The sequence below is a fragment of the Lacicoccus kunmingensis DSM 17847 genome (assembly GCF_059568765.1).
This window is the reverse complement of record NZ_JCANUC010000016.1, coordinates 56,046-72,008: the sequence shown is the minus strand read 5'-3', so window position 1 is coordinate 72,008 and position 15,963 is coordinate 56,046. Positions and strand designations below refer to the sequence as shown.

Below are 15,963 nucleotides of genomic sequence, written 5' to 3'. Positions count from 1 at the left end.
TGTGATGCGCGACGTGCGCGTGCCATTTTTAACAATACTAAAATCGGCATTGATACAGCCACATGCCGGGCAATGGGTCGGATCGTACGTCAGCTTGGCGGTAATGAACAGAGACTTAATCCCCTTGTGCTTGATTTCTTTCACTGATGTATTCGTAAAATCGATATTATCCTCTTTCATTTGGAGTAAAGATAGTATAAAATGCTTCATAGGCGTAAATGTTTCCTTTCTGTGAGTTGTGGTGACTTCATTATAAAGAACATTTGCGCCATTTTTATACCCTTTTACAGAAAAATACGGTCCATGACATTTCAGTCATCAACCGTATTTATTATAGAGCCAAATATTTCCGGTTCTTAAAAAGGACCGGTTTTTATTTTCTACCATTATATATGCATATTACCTATAATTTAGGGTAGAGTGGATTACTATATAAATCAGGGGTGATTTGAATGCATTCTAATATGCCGGAGGATGCGGGGTTCGATCAGACGCTGAATGTGCTGAAAGAGGGTTATGAGTTCGTCGTGAGCCGTAATATTGCCCTTCAGTCCGATGTGTTTGAGACGCGCATTCTGGGGGAGAAGACGATCTGCCTGACCGGAAGCAAGGCGGCTGAGCTGTTTTACGACCATACCCGTTTCAGACGGAGCGACGCGGCGCCGAAGCGTGTGAATAAGACGTTGTTTGGTGAAGGCGGCGTGCAGGGTCTGGACGGTGAGGCGCACCGGCACCGGAAGGCGATGTTCATGGAGCTGATGGGTCCGGATGAAATGACCGAAATCGGCAATATGACGAAGAAGTACTGGAAAGAATATTTTGAATCACGCGCGCCGGGCAGTTCGGTCGAACTGTATGAGGCGGCGAAGGTCGTGTTTCTCCATGTGGCCTGTGAATGGGTCGGCGTGAGTCTCGTTGATGAGGATGTTGAGAAGCGTGCGGGCGAGATTTCGGATTTGTATGAGTCACCGGCGGCACTCGGTCTCCAGCACTGGCGTGGCAGACGGTCGCGGTCGAAGGCGGAGGACTGGATTGGTTCTGTTGTGAAAGATGTGCGTGACGGTAAGGTTGAGGCTGATTCACAACGTGCGCTGTATCGGTTTGTCTGGCACAGAGATTTAGACGGTGAGCTGCTGGATGAGGATACTGTGACGGTGGAGCTTTTGAATCTGATCCGGCCGATGAATGCGAACAGTGTATGGGTTGCGATGACCGGTCTTGCGATACATGAGCACTGGGAAGAAGCGATGAAGCTGAAGGGTGCGGATTCCGAGCGGATGGAGTGGTTCATCCAGGAAGTGCGGAGGTTTTACCCGTTCTTCCCGTTTGCGGCAGCGAGGGTCGATATGGATTTCGAATGGGAAGGTTATACATTTGAAGCGGGTACGTTGACGTTACTGGATCTGTACGGGACGAACCGCCACCCGGATGAATGGGTGGACCCGGAAGCGTTTGTGCCTGAGCGGTTTAACGGTTGGCAGCAGACACCGTTCAATTTTATCCCGCAGGGCGGCGGCAACTATGACTTCGGCCACAGATGTGCGGGTGAGTTCATAACGATCGTGATGATTCGGGAGACGTTGGATTTCCTCGTGAATGATCTGGCGTTTGACTATCCGCCGCAGGATTTCGGGTTCGAGTTCAATGATATTCCTGCCGTGCCGAATGATAAGATCCGGATAGACAACTTCATGCTGAAGTGATGATAGTAAAAGCCTGATATATAGATTGGACACAGCCTGATGAGGGCTGTGTTTTTTTATGCGGGGTGAGTTGGCTGGGTGATGGGGTGAGGGTGTTTCATGTGGGGACGGTTTTTATTGATTAAAGCTTCGGGGGTTAAGGGTATAGATGGATAACAAGAATTTGAGAGGGGCGTTATGGATGGTTTCGATTTACTTTGCGACTGAGGATTGGATATATAAGGCTTCGGAAAATGATGGTGCGTGGATGATTGACCGGGTTGAGGTGCCCGGCGAGGTCCGGAGTATTGCGTTTGATGAGATTTCTGGCCGGCTGTTTGCGGGGACGTTTAATGACGGATTGCATGGGAGTGATAATGGGGGGGAGTCGTGGCAGCGGCTTGGTAGAGATGCGCTTCATGCGCGGGTGATGAGCATTGCGGTGAGCCGGACGGAGCAGCTGGGTGAGTTCAGTGTGATATGGGCCGGGACGGAGCCGAGCATGTTGTACCGGAGTGAGAACGGCGGTTTGACTTGGACGGAATCGCCTGCGCTTTTGGATCTGCCTTCCGAGCCGGGGTGGAGTTTTCCGCCGCGGCCGGAGACGCATCATGTGCGGACGATACAACCGGATCTGCATGATACGGATAAGGTTTTTGTCGGCATCGAGCTCGGCGGTGTGATGCGGAGTGTGGATAGCGGTGCGACATGGGAGGACCGGAAGCCGGGGAGTCATCATGACAGCCATTCCCTCCGGGCGCATCCTTTTGCGCGCGGCCGGATTTATGAAGCGGCTGGCGAAGGATTTGCCGAGAGTGTTGACGGTGGTGATACTTGGAGTCAATTTAATGATGGACTCGGTGACTACACTTATATGGTGGATGTTGCGGCGGACCCGGGTGATGCGGAAACGATGATTGCGTCGGTTGCGACAGGACCGTATTCAGCGTACATGCCGGAGCGCGCGAAAACCCGGGTGGTGCGCCGAGAGGGCGGTGGTGACTGGACATTTATAGATGAAGGATTGCCAGAGGCTGGCGGGTCAGCGGCGTTTGGGCTGTTGACTGATTCCAGCCAGCCGGGTGTGTTTTATGCCGTGAATAATCTTGGGATTTATATATCGGATGATGGCGGGCATTCATTTGAGAAAGTGGATGTTGAGTGGCCGGAGGAAGTCCGGGATGCGCGAGTGCTTGATGCGGTGCTGGTGAAGTAGAAGGGAAAAAATATTAATAAATATAACGGACAGTCCCTGGGCATGGGACTGTCCGTGTTGTACGTTTAATGCGTCATCCGGTAGCGTGGGATGCGTCGTGAGGCGTTTAATGCGTCATCCGGTAGCGTGGGATGCGTCGTTAGGCTTTATATCTGTTCAATCATCTCTTTATTTTTATGTGCGAAGACTTCGTTGTGGCTCGAGACGATGGCTTCGTCTGCTGCTTCGCCATCCGAGATGAATGTTTTGGCGAAGTTTGCGGCCATGGCGGCTTCGGGGAAGCAGCTGGCGATGAGATGGACGCGGTTGTCGTAAGTGATCTGGTCGCCGCATGCGAACAGGCCGGGGATACCGGTTTCAACGGTGTTTGTCGTTTCGATCATCTGGTAGTCGTTCATCGGGATATGTTCTGTGAGTTTGCCGATGAATTCGCTGTTGGCGTCGAAGCCATGGTTGATGACGACGGCATCTGTGAAAATTTCCTGGCCGTCTGACAGCTGGACGCTTCTGATTTTATCTTCATCCTCATTCGGGAGGAGGGTATCGATGGATGCCCCTTTGATGACACGGATGTTATCCTTATTGAGTTTTTCGACCATGGCTTCATGACCTTTCAATTCATTTTTACGGCATACCAATGTAATGGAATTCGCGATGCCGCTCAAGTCGTGTGCCCAGTCGATCGCGGTATTGCCGCCGCCGGAAATGAGCACGTCTTTACCTTTGAATGTTTTCAAATCTTTTACGGTGTAATAAAGGTTCGACATTTCATATTTTTCTGCACCGGAAATATTGAGTCTGACGGGGGAATAAATGCCGAGTCCCGTTGCGATGATGATGGATTTTGCTCTGAAATCTCCGTTTGTCGTACTCGCAATGAACTGCCCGTCCTCTTTGATGATGTCTTCGCATGTGGTGCTTGTAGAAACATCCGGGTCAAACGTATAAGCCTGTTCGATCAGCTGTTCGACGATTTTATCACCGGTGTTTGCCGGCATGCCGCCGATATCCCAGATGAATTTTTCCCTGTAAATATCGAGCTTGCCGCCGAGTGTGTTATGGTGTTCGATCAGTTTGACCGACATGCCTCTGAGACCTGCGTAAAAGGCGGCGTACAGACCGGCGGGGCCGCCGCCGATGATCAGCGTGTCATAAGTTTTCATATATATTTTCCCCTTTATGATTGTAATTTCATTTATTATGTTTTATTATAACTACATTGAGAATGATTATCAATTGATAATCAACAACCAAATAAATAATAAAGGTGAGATTACATATGAAGAAGTACCGGTTTTTATTTTTAAGTATGGTTTTGGTTTTAGTACTTGCGGGCTGTGGCAATTCTGAAAGCGGCGAAGAATCCGAAGAAACTGCGATGAAGGAATATACGACGGATGCGGGGGAGACGATTGAGATTCCGGAAGACCCGCAGCGGATTGTCGTGATGGCGACGAGTTATTTCGGCAATTTCAAACAGCTGGATGCGAATATGGTCGGCGCGCATTCGACCATTACTGAAAGTGAAGTGCTGGAGCCGATGACGGAAGATGTGGAAATGGTTGAAGAAGGTAATATCGAGCAGATTATGGCACTGGACCCGGACTTGATCATCGCGTTCTCAACGGATGAGAATCTGGAGAAGTTAGAATCTGTGGCACCGACGATTCCGGTACAGTATGAAAAATGGAACTACTTGGATATTCACGAGGAATTCGGTAAAATCATCGGCAAAGAAGATGAAGCGGCCGAGTGGGTGAATGAGTGGGAAACTCAGCTGGAAGAAGATCAGGCTGAAGTGGAAGAAGCAGTCGGTGAAGACGCGACGGCGAGTGTCGTTGAACAGTATGCGAAAGATATTTACGTGTACGGCACGAACTGGGGCCGCGGTACGGAGATCATTTACCAGGGGCTTGGATTAGGTGTCCCTGAAGCGGTGGAATCTGAAGTTGTTGAAACGGGCTGGAAAAATATTTCGGCGGAAGAAATCGGCAAGTACGCAGGCGACTACATGTTTGTTGGTACGGGTGATTCCGGTGCGGACAATGCATACCGCGAAACGAATGTATGGAAAGATCTTGATGCGGTGAAAAATGACCGGGTGATCGAGTTCGATTCACCGACGTTCTACTATAATGATCCGTATTCACTCGAGCACCAGCGTGAAATCATAGTCGATGCATTGACAGAATAATTTAAAGCAGGTGGTAATATGACGAGCGTCAAAATGCAGGATCTCGATCTTCATATCGATAAAAAGAAAATTTTGGACAATATCAATGTTGAACTGTTGTCGGGAAAAATTACGACGATTATCGGGCCGAACGGCTGCGGCAAGTCGACGATGCTGAAGACAGTGTCGAACATTCTTCACGCAGACGGTGGGGCGGTCTACATCAACGACCTCGATATCCGTCAGATGAAATCGAAGCAGCTGGCACAGAAGGTGAGTATATTATCCCAGCGGAACCGGCTGCAGTATGATTTGAAAGTGATGGATCTGGTCAGTTTCAGCAGATATCCTTACTTAAAAAGGTTCCAGGGTCTAAAGCCGGATGACTATAAAATCATCCACTGGGCGCTGGAGGAGACAGGCGCGGATATGTTCAAGGACCGGATGATGAGCGAACTGTCCGGCGGCCAGGCACAGCGGGTGTGGATCAGTCTGCTGCTCGCGCAGGGCGCGGACGTATTATTACTCGATGAGCCGACGACATATCTCGACATCCACCATCAGCTGGAAACACTGAACATCATCCAGCGTCTGAATCAGAAGACGCATCAGACGGTCGTCATGGTGCTCCATGACATCAACCAGGCGATCAAATATTCCGACCATATCGTCGTCATGAACGAGGGTCGGGTAATAAAAACCGGTACACCGTCTGAAGTGCTGACGAATGAAGTATTGAATGAAGTGTTCAATATTAACGGCAAGATCATGACGGATCCTGTGAGCGGGAAGCCGGTGCTGTCCGACTACGAATTATTCTGTCATACGGTCGGCGGCACAGAAGTGATTGCAAATGAGAAGTAAGTGGTTATTGATGCCTGCTTTCATAGCGGGCATCATTCTTTCGTTTACGGCTGCAATGATGTTCGGTGTTGAAAATTATACTGTGGGACAGGTATTTTCAAGTGTCTTTTCTTATGAAGTGGGGGATTCCGTTTCACAGATTTTATATGAAATCCGGCTGCCGCGGGTGATGGCGGCGTTTCTGGCCGGTCTCATGATCAGTATCGCAGGACTCGTCATGCAGACGGTGACGCACAATGATTTGAGTGAGCCGAGCATTCTCGGGATCAACGCCGGGGCGAACTTTTTCATTGTTATCGGTGCGCTGCTCATTCCGATGCTGTCGTTTGTCGGCATGGTCATCGGCGGATTTATCGGCGGGCTGATTGTCGGCTTTATCATATTGTTTGTCACGCGGTTCAAGTCGCCGATCCATCTGATTTTGGCCGGTGCGGGGATTTCTTTATTTTTATATGCTTTAACGGACTTTTTCGTCATTACGAATAATCTCGGTCAGTATGTCGCGTTCTTTACGAGCGGCGGTGCAGCCGGTGTGTCTTTGAAACAGATTATGATCATCGCGCCGTTTGCGGTTGTGGTGATCGGGGTGCTGTACTTTTTGGCGAAGGAACTGGATATATTTCTCGTCGGGGATGAAATGTCGGCATCGCTCGGTCAGAACAATGCGTTGTACCAGGTGGTATCACTGGTGTGTGCGATCATGCTTGCGAGTATGAGTGTGGCGATTGTCGGCAACATCGTATTTTTAGGGCTGCTGGTTCCGCATATCGTCAAAATGGTGGCGGGCTATATGCATAAGTACACGATCATTTACACGGGACTTCTCGGCGGCTCGCTGTTCATGCTGTCGGATATGGTGGCACGGTTGCTGAATGAGACGCCGGTCAATGCGGTCATTTCAATGATCGGTCTGCCGTTTTTCATATACATCATCAGACAGAGAGGGCGTCAATATGCGTAATTCAATGAAATTCATGATTATTATTGCGCTGCTGATTGTCGTCATGCTGCTGACGTTGTTCACGGGCACTTACAGTCTGACGTTCGGCGATGTGATGTCGCTCTTCACATTCAGTGCGGGCGCGGACGTCCGGCTCGTGTTTTATGAATTCCGTATGCCGCGCATGCTGATCACGATCATCTGCGGTGCGGCGCTCGCGTTAAGCGGATTGATTCTTCAGGTCCTGAGCCGGAATCCATTGGCCGACCCGGGGATTATCGGGGTCAACGCCGGAAGCGGCTTCGGTGTCGTACTGTTCATCATGTTTATCAGCGGCACAGGCACGATGAACTTGTATTCACTGCCGCTTATGAGTTTTACCGGCGGCCTATTGACGGTGTTGATCGTATTCTTCCTGTCGTTCATCGGCGGGCGCTTCAACAGTAACATCTTCATCCTCATCGGCATCGCGACTGCGATGGGTGTTACCGGCTTCCTGTACGTCTTCACATCGACGTTCGACGACAGCCAGATGACGATGCTGAACCAGTACCTCGCCGGCAACATCTGGGGCGACTCCTGGGCATTTGTCATCGCCATCGTGCCGTATATTATTTTGGTTTCGGTGTTTGTCTGGATGAAAATCAATGAAATGTCGATGCTCAATTTGGAAGATGAAAAACTTTCAGCCCTCGGGATGAATGTCAACTTTGAAAAGATTGTGCTTATTATCTGCGCGGCGCTCCTGTCGAGTGTCGCGGTGAGTGTGGCGGGGGCGATCAGCTTTATCGGTCTCATTGCGCCGCATATTGCCCGGCTTTTATTTCCCCGGAATATGAAATTGATCTTTCTCGGGTCGGTCGGAATCGGGGCGCTTCTGTTAAGTGTGGCGGACCTTGCCGGGAAGCTGCTGTTGGCACCTACGGTGATCCCGGCAGGCATAGTGGTCGCTCTCATCGGCGGACCGTACTTTATTTACCTGCTTATGACAGCGAGAAAAGTTTAGCTTTTCCGCTGTTTTTTTCTGTAAATGGTTATAATTTGTTCAAATTTGGGTATAATTAGTTATTGAATTAATATTAGGAGTGAAATTATGGCAGTAACGAAGAACCTGGAACGCCAGGAACTTGACAGTACGATGTCAAAACGTTTTATATGGGCGGTCGCCTACGGCTCATCCATCGGGTGGGGCGCATTCATTTTACCCGGCGACTGGCTGGCTTCATCCGGAACGTTCGGTGCAACACTCGGTATTACGATCGGCGGTCTGTTGATGCTGGTCATCGCGGTGGCCTACGGGGCACTGACGGCGAAATTCCCGGTTTCGGGCGGTGAGTTCGCATTTACGTACGTCGGATTCGGCAAGTATTTCAGTTTTATCGCATCATGGTTTCTAGTGCTTGGTTACATATGTATTGTGGCGCTGAACGCCAGTGCATTCAGTCTTTTATTTAAATTTGTACTGCCCGATGTGCTTGAAGTCGGGTACTTGTATACGATCGCTGGCTGGGACGTCTACATCATGGAGGTCATCCTGTCGACGGCGGTGCTCGTGATTTTCGCGTATATTTCGTCCAAAGGGTCGGGACTGTCCGGTAACCTGCAGTTCATATTCTGTTTGTTTATGGGGCTCGTTGTTGCGGGATTGTTCGCAGCTTCATTCATGGTCGGCGACTTTTCATTTGAAAATGCGAAGCCGGTGTTCAACTCGGAAAACGGCGTATTGACGTCGATCATTCTGATTGTGGCGATTGCACCGTGGATGTATGTCGGCTTTGACAATATTCCGCAGGCCGCGGAAGAGTTCAAATTCCCGGCGGAAAAGACTTTTAGATTGATCGTTTTCGGTATCATCGCATCGATCTTGACGTATGTCGCAATGATTCTTGTCACTTCATGGATCTATGCTGATCAGAACGCAATCGACGGCGCGATGTGGGTGACGGGCTCAGTTGTCCAGACATCGATGGGTACGATCGGCATGCTGCTGCTTGCCTTTGCGATTACATTCGGTGTATTTACCGGGCTGAACGGATTTTATCTTTCATCATCCCGTCTGATATTCGCTTTGGGACGTGCGAATTTCGTTCCGGCGATATTTGCTAAAGTGCATCCGAAAAATAAAACACCGTACGTAGCGGTGTGGTTTGTCATGATTGTGACATTGGCAGCGCCGTGGCTCGGGCGCACGGCATTGAGCTGGATTGTGGATATGTCCTCGGTCGGTGTGTCTGTGGCGTTCCTCGCGACCAGTCTCGTTGCGATTAAATTCTTCAGCAAAGGCGTACAGAAGAATATTGTGTATGTTGTATTCGGTGTACTCGGTGCAATCATTTCAGTCGTATTCTTATTATTACTGTTGTTCCCGGGATCCCCGGCAGCACTGACAACACCATCACTTGTTGCACTCGCTGCATGGATTATACTCGGTATCATATTCTTCCTGACACAATTTAAGAAAATCAACTCGATGACGAAAAAAGAGCTCGACTACCTCATATTGGGGGAGGACAATGGAGATAAACTCGAGTAGAGTAAATTGATTTTGATATGATTTGGATTGGCGGGCACCTCTTGTGAGGTGCCTGTTTTTTTGTGGGCGACTGAGGGACCAGATGCAGTAGACTCGAGGTGGTGATAGAGTTTTAATGGAGTTTCGATTTGAATTCGAAGCGGTGATAGAGTTTTAATGGAGCTTCGATTTGATTTCGAAGCGTTGATAGAGTTTTAATGGAGCTTCGATTTGAATTCGAAGCGTTGATAACTTTTTATCGCATGCTCGCGTGGTTTGCGACCATGTGTTAGTTGGAATCTTATAGGCACTCGTCACGCCCGCGAGTGCCCAGAACCCAAAAAACAGCCGATCATTCAACGATGGCCGACTGTTTCTTTTCGCAGCAGACCTGGTTGCGGCCGAGCTTTTTGGCTATGTAGAGATGTTCATCGGCAAGTGCGTATAGGTCGTCGACTGAATCGACCTGACTTGGGTAGCTGGCGACGCCGATCGAGATGGTGATTTTCAAAATTTCATCGCCGGCTTTGGTATCGAGCGCCTCGATGGCAGCACGTATGTCTTCCGCTACGGACTTTGCCATATCCATCGTGTGGCCGCGCAGTATGACTACAAATTCTTCGCCGCCTGTTCTTGCAATTGTCACTTTGTCAGTACAGACTTCCTTCAGCGCAGCGGCCGTCTTTTTCAGCACGAGGTCGCCGACGGGGTGGCCGTAGATATCATTGATCTTTTTAAAATAATCGATGTCAATCATCAGCATTGAGGCCGTCTCAGAAGGATTCAGTTTTTTTATTTTCTCCTCGAATGATCTCCGGTTTGGAAGCCCGGTCAGGCTGTCATGCGTCGCCTGCATGGACAGCCGTTGATTCAGACGCACATACTCCTGCTGGTAGCGGATGATGCCGATTGCCACAAAAAGACTGATTGTTGTAAGAATCATGTAGATTACTGAAGTCGTCACTGCAAAACTCAAATCACCGCTGATGATATAAGTGTTCAAACAGAACATGAGAGACACTATGGCGAGCGCCAAAAGACCTTTCGTATGGATTTTGAAATTTTTAACGAATGTATCCAGCACGAGGAAAATCAAACCGATTAATATGTAAATCTCCAGTGAAAATATTGATTCGGTATTCGCCAGTGTATGAGTCCATAAACCGAACATGATATATCCGATGAGAAATGAAAAGCTGCCGCTGTATAAAAGACCGACCAGAAGTGCAGTGAACGCAAGACCGAAGTTGACATCAAAGCTCGTTTCCACGGCATAGAAATTTAAAATGATTGCCATAAGGCCGCTAACGACACCACTCAGTATTTTTTCACGAATGCTGCTTTTAAGCGCAAGACCCATCATCAATTTAATCTGATAATAAATATATTGGAGTGCGATTAATACACAAATGAGTGTGAACATCTGAAAAAACACAGGAAACACCCTCCTTAAATTTAACAAAAAAATCACACTTTTATACGTACAAAATCAGTATATCGGTGTAAAATGAATAGTGCAATACATAATAACCCGGGAGTGTATCAATTGTCTGAAAATATAGTGAATATTCATGTGTTGGAATCTGATGCCCTGTTTCTGAAAGTGTTACTGCGAACCTTGAAAGATATTGAAACCGATTACGATATCCGCATCGAATCCTATACGGACGGCTACGACTTTATGGAAAAAATAAAACCGGAAGCTGGCCGAACGATCTATATCGTCAGTGACGTTCTGCCGAAAAAGAACGGCATCGAAGTCGCAAAATACATACGGACTTTCGATGAGGCCGGGGTCATTTATTTTCTCACACGGTCGAATACCGAATCGGATATGATCTACGCGATCAACGCCGGCGTGGATAATTATTTTGTGAAACCCGTGAATCTGAGCCTGTTCCAGGCGCTGATAAAACGGCGTATCATCAGGGGTGATATGGCTTGATGAATATATCGGAAACAGTGTGGTGGCTCATCATCGTCCTGCTGATTCTCTTCGCAGTGCTTGTCGCCGTCACGATATGGCGGGCGGTCTACCACCGGAACAGACAGGATAAAATCAGGGTGTATGTGGATGATCATTTTGACGGATGGTTCGATCATCTGTATTACGGTGAAGAGGTGCCTGCGTACAAGGCGGGTGCCGGTCATGAGCGGATGGCGATTGAAAAGATTTTCTCGACATTTTTAAATAACGGGCACTCGTCTGATATCAAACAGAGGATCACGGCGTTTGCGTCGGAAAATTTTTCGGCGAAATACCAGAAAGATCTGGACTCGCCATTATGGGCGAACCGTGTGAATGCACTGAATAAGATTGCGGAATTCAAAGTGCCGGGATTTACGGATATGTTCGATGACCGCAGAATTTCAAAGATGACGCGCTTTGAATTTTTCCTCTATCTGATCTACTTATCCTATATGGACATGAATGAATTCAAAGCGAAATTTTTCTATAAATACTCACTCACGGAGTATGAACTGAAGAAAGTCTTTACCCGTCTGGATGATGAACAGATTCTGGATATCCGTTCGCTTTATGCCGTCATGCCGGATTCGGGGAAATATGCCTATATCGACCGGGTGTCGAGAATGGCGGACCGTTATCCGGTCAAATGGCTCGAGTCGCTTTTAAGGAGCGGCAATTCAGAAATCAGGATCCGCGCGCTTAAAGCGCTGAAGACGCTCCGCCTCGTCAGCAATCCATCTGTATATATGCGATTTTTCGAGTCGGATGTATGGGAAGAGCGGATGATCGTCTCGAGATTGTCGCCCTACATCGGTGTGATTGCTGTTCCGGGCTTGAAGAAATGTGCAGATGATCCGCACCCGCTCGTCCAGAATGCAGCGATTGAAGCTTTGAAATATTTCCATTACGAACAGATTGGCTGGACGGTCGAGCTTGAGCCGGCACGGCTGAAACGGAAAGAAGGTGTCATCCAATGATGCAGACAGTTACGGATATACTCGGCATTGTGATTATCATCTATATGGTGCTGATTATTTTATTTTATATATTAATGATGGCGATTGCGTATAACACGCTGGCCCGCAGGAAGCGTCTGGACCATGACTGGCTGGAGGACGAACTGCAGATGAACCTGTTTACGAAGCCGGTATCGATTTTGGTCCCCGCATACAATGAAGCACTCGGTATTATCGAATCGATGCATTCACTGATTACATTGAGGTATCCGGAAACGGAAATCATCGTCATCGATGACGGCTCAAAGGACCGGACATCGGAAGTGGTGATCGACGCTTTCCGTATGGAACGGACGGACAGAATGCGGCAGGGCGCTCTTGCGACTGAAAAGGTGCTCGGTGTTTACCAGTCGAAACTGCACCCGAACGTTTACTTAATTCAAAAGGAAAACGGCGGCAAGGCCGATGCACTGAACGCAGGCATCAACTTTGCGCGCTATCCTTATTTCTGCTCGATCGACGGTGACTCTATTTTGGATAGGAATTCACTGCTTAGGGTCATGCTGCCGATTATCGCCTCCGACGGTAAGGTCGTCGCAGCGGGCGGCAACGTCCGTATCGCGAACGGCAACGATATCCATTTTGGTGCAATGGAGCAGCGTGCGCTCGGCAACCATCCGATAGTGCTGATGCAGATTGTTGAATACTTAAGAGCCTTCATGCTCGGCCGGATTTTCTTCAGCCGTTTCAATATGGTGATGATCGTATCCGGTGCATTCAGTATTTTCAATAAAAGGATCGTCACCGAAGTCGGTGGCTATTCGACCGATATCATCGGCGAAGATATGGAACTGGTCGTCAAAGTCCATGGCTGGATTCGTGAAAAAGGGACGGATGAGCGGATTGAATTTGTACCGGATCCGGTGTGCTGGACCGAGGCACCGACATCTGCGAAAGTGCTGCGCCGTCAGCGCCGCCGCTGGTCGCAGGGGCTGTTTGAAAGTCTCTGGCGGCATAAGTATATGACGCTCAATCCGAAATACGGCCGGCTCGGATTTCTCGCATTCCCTTATTTCTGGATGTTTGAAGCATTCGGCGCACTTGTCGAGTTTGCAGGATATGCCTATATGATGGTCGCATTTTCGACCGGCTTTCTGAACACCGAATTTGCGACATTATTGCTTCTTGCGTTCGTCATCTACGGCTCGATCTTCTCGACGTTGTCGTTGATGATCGAAGCGTGGACTACACATAATAATACCCAGCCGAAAAGTATTTTGAAACTCGTGCTGATGTCGATTACCGAAACATTCTGGTACAGACCGATGATGATTCTGTTCAGGCTCGAAGGCATGGTGCGCTTTATTTTCAAGAAACAGGAGTGGGGCAATATGGAACGGAAGGGGCTCGGCAGAGAGACATGATGAAAAAATTATTGTGGATTTTGGTGCCGCTCGCACTGCTAGCGGCGGGCGCCATTACATATATGACCGTGTTTCACGAGACGGGAAAGGAGGCGCATCAGATGCAGCCGGCGAGAGTGCATGACGGGAAAATCGAATTGAATTCTGCGGAAGGGTTCACGCCGATGACGGTGAAGGGTGTCAATATGGGCATGGCGAAGCCGGGATATTTTCCGGGCGAAGCGGCGATTGACAAAGATGAATACCGCAGATGGTTTGAGATGATCGGCGAGATGAATGCCAATACGGTGCGTGTGTATACGCTCCATCCGCCTGGTTTTTACAAGGCTTTAAAGGATTATAATAATAAACACCCGGAGCAGCCTGTGTACGTGATGCACGGTTTCTGGGCGGACGAAGATAAGATGCATGCGGATCTCGATGCGTTTGATGATGCGCTGAATGAAGAATTTGAAGCGGATATTCAGCACGTGATTGATGCGGTGCACGGCAATGCTGAGATTCCCAAGACGCCTGGGAAGGCGCACGGCTCCTATACGGCGGATGTGTCCGAGTATGTGGTCAGCTGGATGCTCGGTGTGGAGTGGTTCCCGCCATATGTGATGAATACGAATGAGCTGCATTCGGATATCGGACAGTTTGATGGTCTTTATTATTCGACTGAAGACGGGGCGCCGTTTGAACACTGGCTCGCTCTGAAGATGGAATTTGCGACTGGCTACGATTATGAAACGTACGAGTCGCTCCGTCCGATGAGTTTTACGAACTGGGTGACGACGGATCTGCTGGACCATCCGGCGGATTCTTCCGATATGGAAGATGTGGTGACGGTCGATCCGAATAAAATTCATCTTGAAGGTGTGATGGCGGATGTCGGGCAGTTCGCGTCTTATCATATATACCCGTATTATCCGGACTTTTTGAACTATGAACCGGAGTATGTGGAATTCGAGGACCACCGTGGTGAGAAGAATAACTATGCAGGGTATTTGCACGATCTGCATCAGGCGCATGATATGCCGGTGCTCGTGGCCGAGTTCGGACTGCCGGCGTCCCGCGGAATGACGCACAGAAATCCTTTCGGCTGGAATCAGGGCTTTATTTCCGAAACGGAGCAGGGTGAATATGTGACTGCGCTGTTTGAGGATATTCTGCATGAGGGGATGATGGGCGGCCTTGTGTTTACGTGGCAGGATGAATGGTTCAAGCGCACGTGGAACACGATGGATTATGATAATCCGGATGCCCGGCCGTACTGGTCGAATGCACAGACGAACGAGGAGCAGTTCGGGATACTCAGCTTTGATACGCATAAGATTGGTGTGGATGGTGACGCTGATGATTGGGAAGACGATGCGCTGTATGAAGGTGAGTCTGAGCTGAGGAATTTCATGATGGATTACGATGAGCGGTATATGTATTTCAAGGTGGAACATGACCCTGGGTTTGACGGGGAGATTGAGATATCGCTGGATATCGTGCCCGGGCAGGGGAATCATAATGTCGGCGACGTTGAAAGTATGGACGGCATCGATTTTGTGATTCGGATTAATGATGATACTTCCCGGGTTGTCGTTGATGATTATTATGATTTCTTTAAGGTCCAGTACGGCCATACGCTTGAGATGATTGATGTAGAAGGCGGTCAGCCAGAGAAGGACTCCGGTGAGTTCAATGAAATTCATTACGCTTTGAATAAAGCCCTCTATCTGCCCGATAGGGATGAGACGATTCCGTTTGAGTCGTATGAGACGGGATTATTGCGTGAAGGTGTGGCGAATCCTGAAGCGGAAGATTATGATTCATTGAACGACTATTATTGGAACCGTGAAGAAGGCGTGCTTGAAATTCGGATTCCGTGGATGCTGATTGGTGCAAGGGACCCGTCTGCGCGTGAATTCGTCGGAGATATTGTGGCGGACGGACTGGATTCGAGTGTGCATGTGGACGGTGTGAAGGCAGGCGTTTTGTTGACAGCGGACGGTAAGGTTGTGGACAGTTTTCCTGCAGTTGAGGACGGGAAGCTCGGTAGTTTGACCATGTATGAATGGGAAAAATGGGATCTCCCTGAATACGAGGAGCGCCTGAAGCAGTCTTACGATATATTTAAAGAAGCATTTGGCAAGGTGGAGTAATTGTTGGGCCCCCATTTCACTGCGGTGAAGTGGGGGATTTGATTTTCATCGGAGTTTGGATCGTGAATCGAAGCGGTGATAGAGTTTTAATG

The 15,963-nt window shown here is 48.8% G+C and carries 13 protein-coding genes and 1 pseudogene; 11 read left to right on the top strand and 3 right to left on the bottom strand.

The genetic code is table 11. The features are described 5' to 3' along the window. Positions 1 to 210 (bottom strand): annotated as a pseudogene (locus BO48_RS13305) (ISL3 family transposase); the annotation flags it as partial. A 242-nt stretch (positions 211 to 452) separates the two neighbouring features. Here BO48_RS13305 and BO48_RS13300 point away from each other — a divergent pair. Both BO48_RS13300 and BO48_RS13295 read left to right on the top strand, forming a co-directional pair. Beyond that, entirely contained in the window at positions 453 to 1,703 is a 1,251-nt protein-coding gene (locus tag BO48_RS13300; RefSeq protein WP_496368078.1) for a cytochrome P450, read from the top strand. A gap of 148 nt (positions 1,704 to 1,851) precedes the next feature. Next, positions 1,852 to 2,898, top strand: coding sequence for a WD40/YVTN/BNR-like repeat-containing protein (locus BO48_RS13295; RefSeq protein WP_496368076.1), 1,047 nt, complete (start codon positions 1,852 to 1,854; stop codon positions 2,896 to 2,898). A 146-nt stretch (positions 2,899 to 3,044) separates the two neighbouring features. Here BO48_RS13295 and BO48_RS13290 read toward each other — a convergent pair whose 3' ends face one another. Beyond that, on the bottom strand, positions 3,045 to 4,061 hold the full coding sequence (locus BO48_RS13290) for an NAD(P)/FAD-dependent oxidoreductase (RefSeq protein ID WP_496368074.1): 1,017 nt from the start codon (positions 4,059 to 4,061) through the stop codon (positions 3,045 to 3,047). 116 nt (positions 4,062 to 4,177) lie between these two features. On the opposite strand from BO48_RS13290, the gene BO48_RS13285 reads away from it, so the two are divergent. The 5 genes from BO48_RS13285 to BO48_RS13265 all read left to right on the top strand — a co-directional run bounded on the left by BO48_RS13285 (position 4,178) and on the right by BO48_RS13265 (position 9,408). Beyond that, positions 4,178 to 5,092 carry an ABC transporter substrate-binding protein gene (locus BO48_RS13285; RefSeq protein ID WP_496368072.1) on the top strand — a complete coding sequence of 305 codons (915 nt, stop codon included), beginning with the start codon at positions 4,178 to 4,180 and terminating at the stop codon, positions 5,090 to 5,092. Positions 5,093 to 5,110: 18 nt separating this feature from the next. Further along, positions 5,111 to 5,935, top strand: a complete 825-nt coding sequence (locus BO48_RS13280) for an ABC transporter ATP-binding protein (protein ID WP_496368070.1) — start codon at positions 5,111 to 5,113, stop codon at positions 5,933 to 5,935. Next, on the top strand, positions 5,925 to 6,896 hold the full coding sequence (locus BO48_RS13275) for a FecCD family ABC transporter permease (RefSeq protein ID WP_496368068.1): 972 nt from the start codon (positions 5,925 to 5,927) through the stop codon (positions 6,894 to 6,896). The genes BO48_RS13280 and BO48_RS13275 overlap by 11 nt, the downstream gene beginning before the upstream one ends. Then, on the top strand, positions 6,889 to 7,881 hold the full coding sequence (locus BO48_RS13270; RefSeq protein WP_496368066.1) for a FecCD family ABC transporter permease: 993 nt from the start codon (positions 6,889 to 6,891) through the stop codon (positions 7,879 to 7,881). The genes BO48_RS13275 and BO48_RS13270 overlap by 8 nt, the downstream gene beginning before the upstream one ends. Positions 7,882 to 7,968: 87 nt before the next feature. Continuing rightward, positions 7,969 to 9,408 carry an APC family permease gene (locus tag BO48_RS13265; RefSeq protein WP_496368064.1) on the top strand — a complete coding sequence of 480 codons (1,440 nt, stop codon included), beginning with the start codon at positions 7,969 to 7,971 and terminating at the stop codon, positions 9,406 to 9,408. A gap of 331 nt (positions 9,409 to 9,739) precedes the next feature. On the opposite strand, the gene BO48_RS13260 is transcribed toward BO48_RS13265, so the two are convergent. Further along, entirely contained in the window at positions 9,740 to 10,822 is a 1,083-nt protein-coding gene (locus tag BO48_RS13260) for a GGDEF domain-containing protein (protein ID WP_496368062.1), read from the bottom strand. A 111-nt stretch (positions 10,823 to 10,933) separates the two neighbouring features. Between BO48_RS13260 and BO48_RS13255 the strand changes: the two genes are divergently transcribed. Genes BO48_RS13255 through BO48_RS13240 form a run of 4 tightly spaced genes read left to right on the top strand, consistent with a single transcriptional unit; the run spans position 10,934 to position 15,871 of the window. Next, entirely contained in the window at positions 10,934 to 11,332 is a 399-nt protein-coding gene (locus BO48_RS13255) for a response regulator (RefSeq protein ID WP_496368060.1), read from the top strand. Continuing rightward, on the top strand, positions 11,329 to 12,333 hold the full coding sequence (locus BO48_RS13250) for a HEAT repeat domain-containing protein (protein WP_496368058.1): 1,005 nt from the start codon (positions 11,329 to 11,331) through the stop codon (positions 12,331 to 12,333). The genes BO48_RS13255 and BO48_RS13250 overlap by 4 nt, the downstream gene beginning before the upstream one ends. After that, positions 12,330 to 13,736 (top strand): glycosyltransferase family 2 protein, encoded by a 1,407-nt coding sequence (locus BO48_RS13245; RefSeq protein WP_496368056.1) that lies wholly within the window; start codon positions 12,330 to 12,332, stop codon positions 13,734 to 13,736. The genes BO48_RS13250 and BO48_RS13245 overlap by 4 nt, the downstream gene beginning before the upstream one ends. Next, positions 13,736 to 15,871 carry a hypothetical protein gene (locus BO48_RS13240; protein ID WP_496368054.1) on the top strand — a complete coding sequence of 712 codons (2,136 nt, stop codon included), beginning with the start codon at positions 13,736 to 13,738 and terminating at the stop codon, positions 15,869 to 15,871. Before BO48_RS13245 ends, BO48_RS13240 begins: the two co-directional genes overlap by 1 nt. Positions 15,872 to 15,963 lie beyond the last annotated feature (92 nt).

Coding starts and splice junctions, on each gene's coding strand:
- BO48_RS13290 (WP_496368074.1), bottom strand. CDS start 4,061: ATGAAAACTTATGACACGCTGATCATCGGCGGCGGCCCCGCCGGTCTG.
- BO48_RS13295 (WP_496368076.1), top strand. CDS start 1,852: ATGGATAACAAGAATTTGAGAGGGGCGTTATGGATGGTTTCGATTTAC.
- BO48_RS13280 (WP_496368070.1), top strand. CDS start 5,111: ATGACGAGCGTCAAAATGCAGGATCTCGATCTTCATATCGATAAAAAG.
- BO48_RS13245 (WP_496368056.1), top strand. CDS start 12,330: ATGATGCAGACAGTTACGGATATACTCGGCATTGTGATTATCATCTAT.
- BO48_RS13275 (WP_496368068.1), top strand. CDS start 5,925: ATGAGAAGTAAGTGGTTATTGATGCCTGCTTTCATAGCGGGCATCATT.
- BO48_RS13265 (WP_496368064.1), top strand. CDS start 7,969: ATGGCAGTAACGAAGAACCTGGAACGCCAGGAACTTGACAGTACGATG.
- BO48_RS13285 (WP_496368072.1), top strand. CDS start 4,178: ATGAAGAAGTACCGGTTTTTATTTTTAAGTATGGTTTTGGTTTTAGTA.
- BO48_RS13240 (WP_496368054.1), top strand. CDS start 13,736: ATGAAAAAATTATTGTGGATTTTGGTGCCGCTCGCACTGCTAGCGGCG.
- BO48_RS13300 (WP_496368078.1), top strand. CDS start 453: ATGCATTCTAATATGCCGGAGGATGCGGGGTTCGATCAGACGCTGAAT.
- BO48_RS13270 (WP_496368066.1), top strand. CDS start 6,889: ATGCGTAATTCAATGAAATTCATGATTATTATTGCGCTGCTGATTGTC.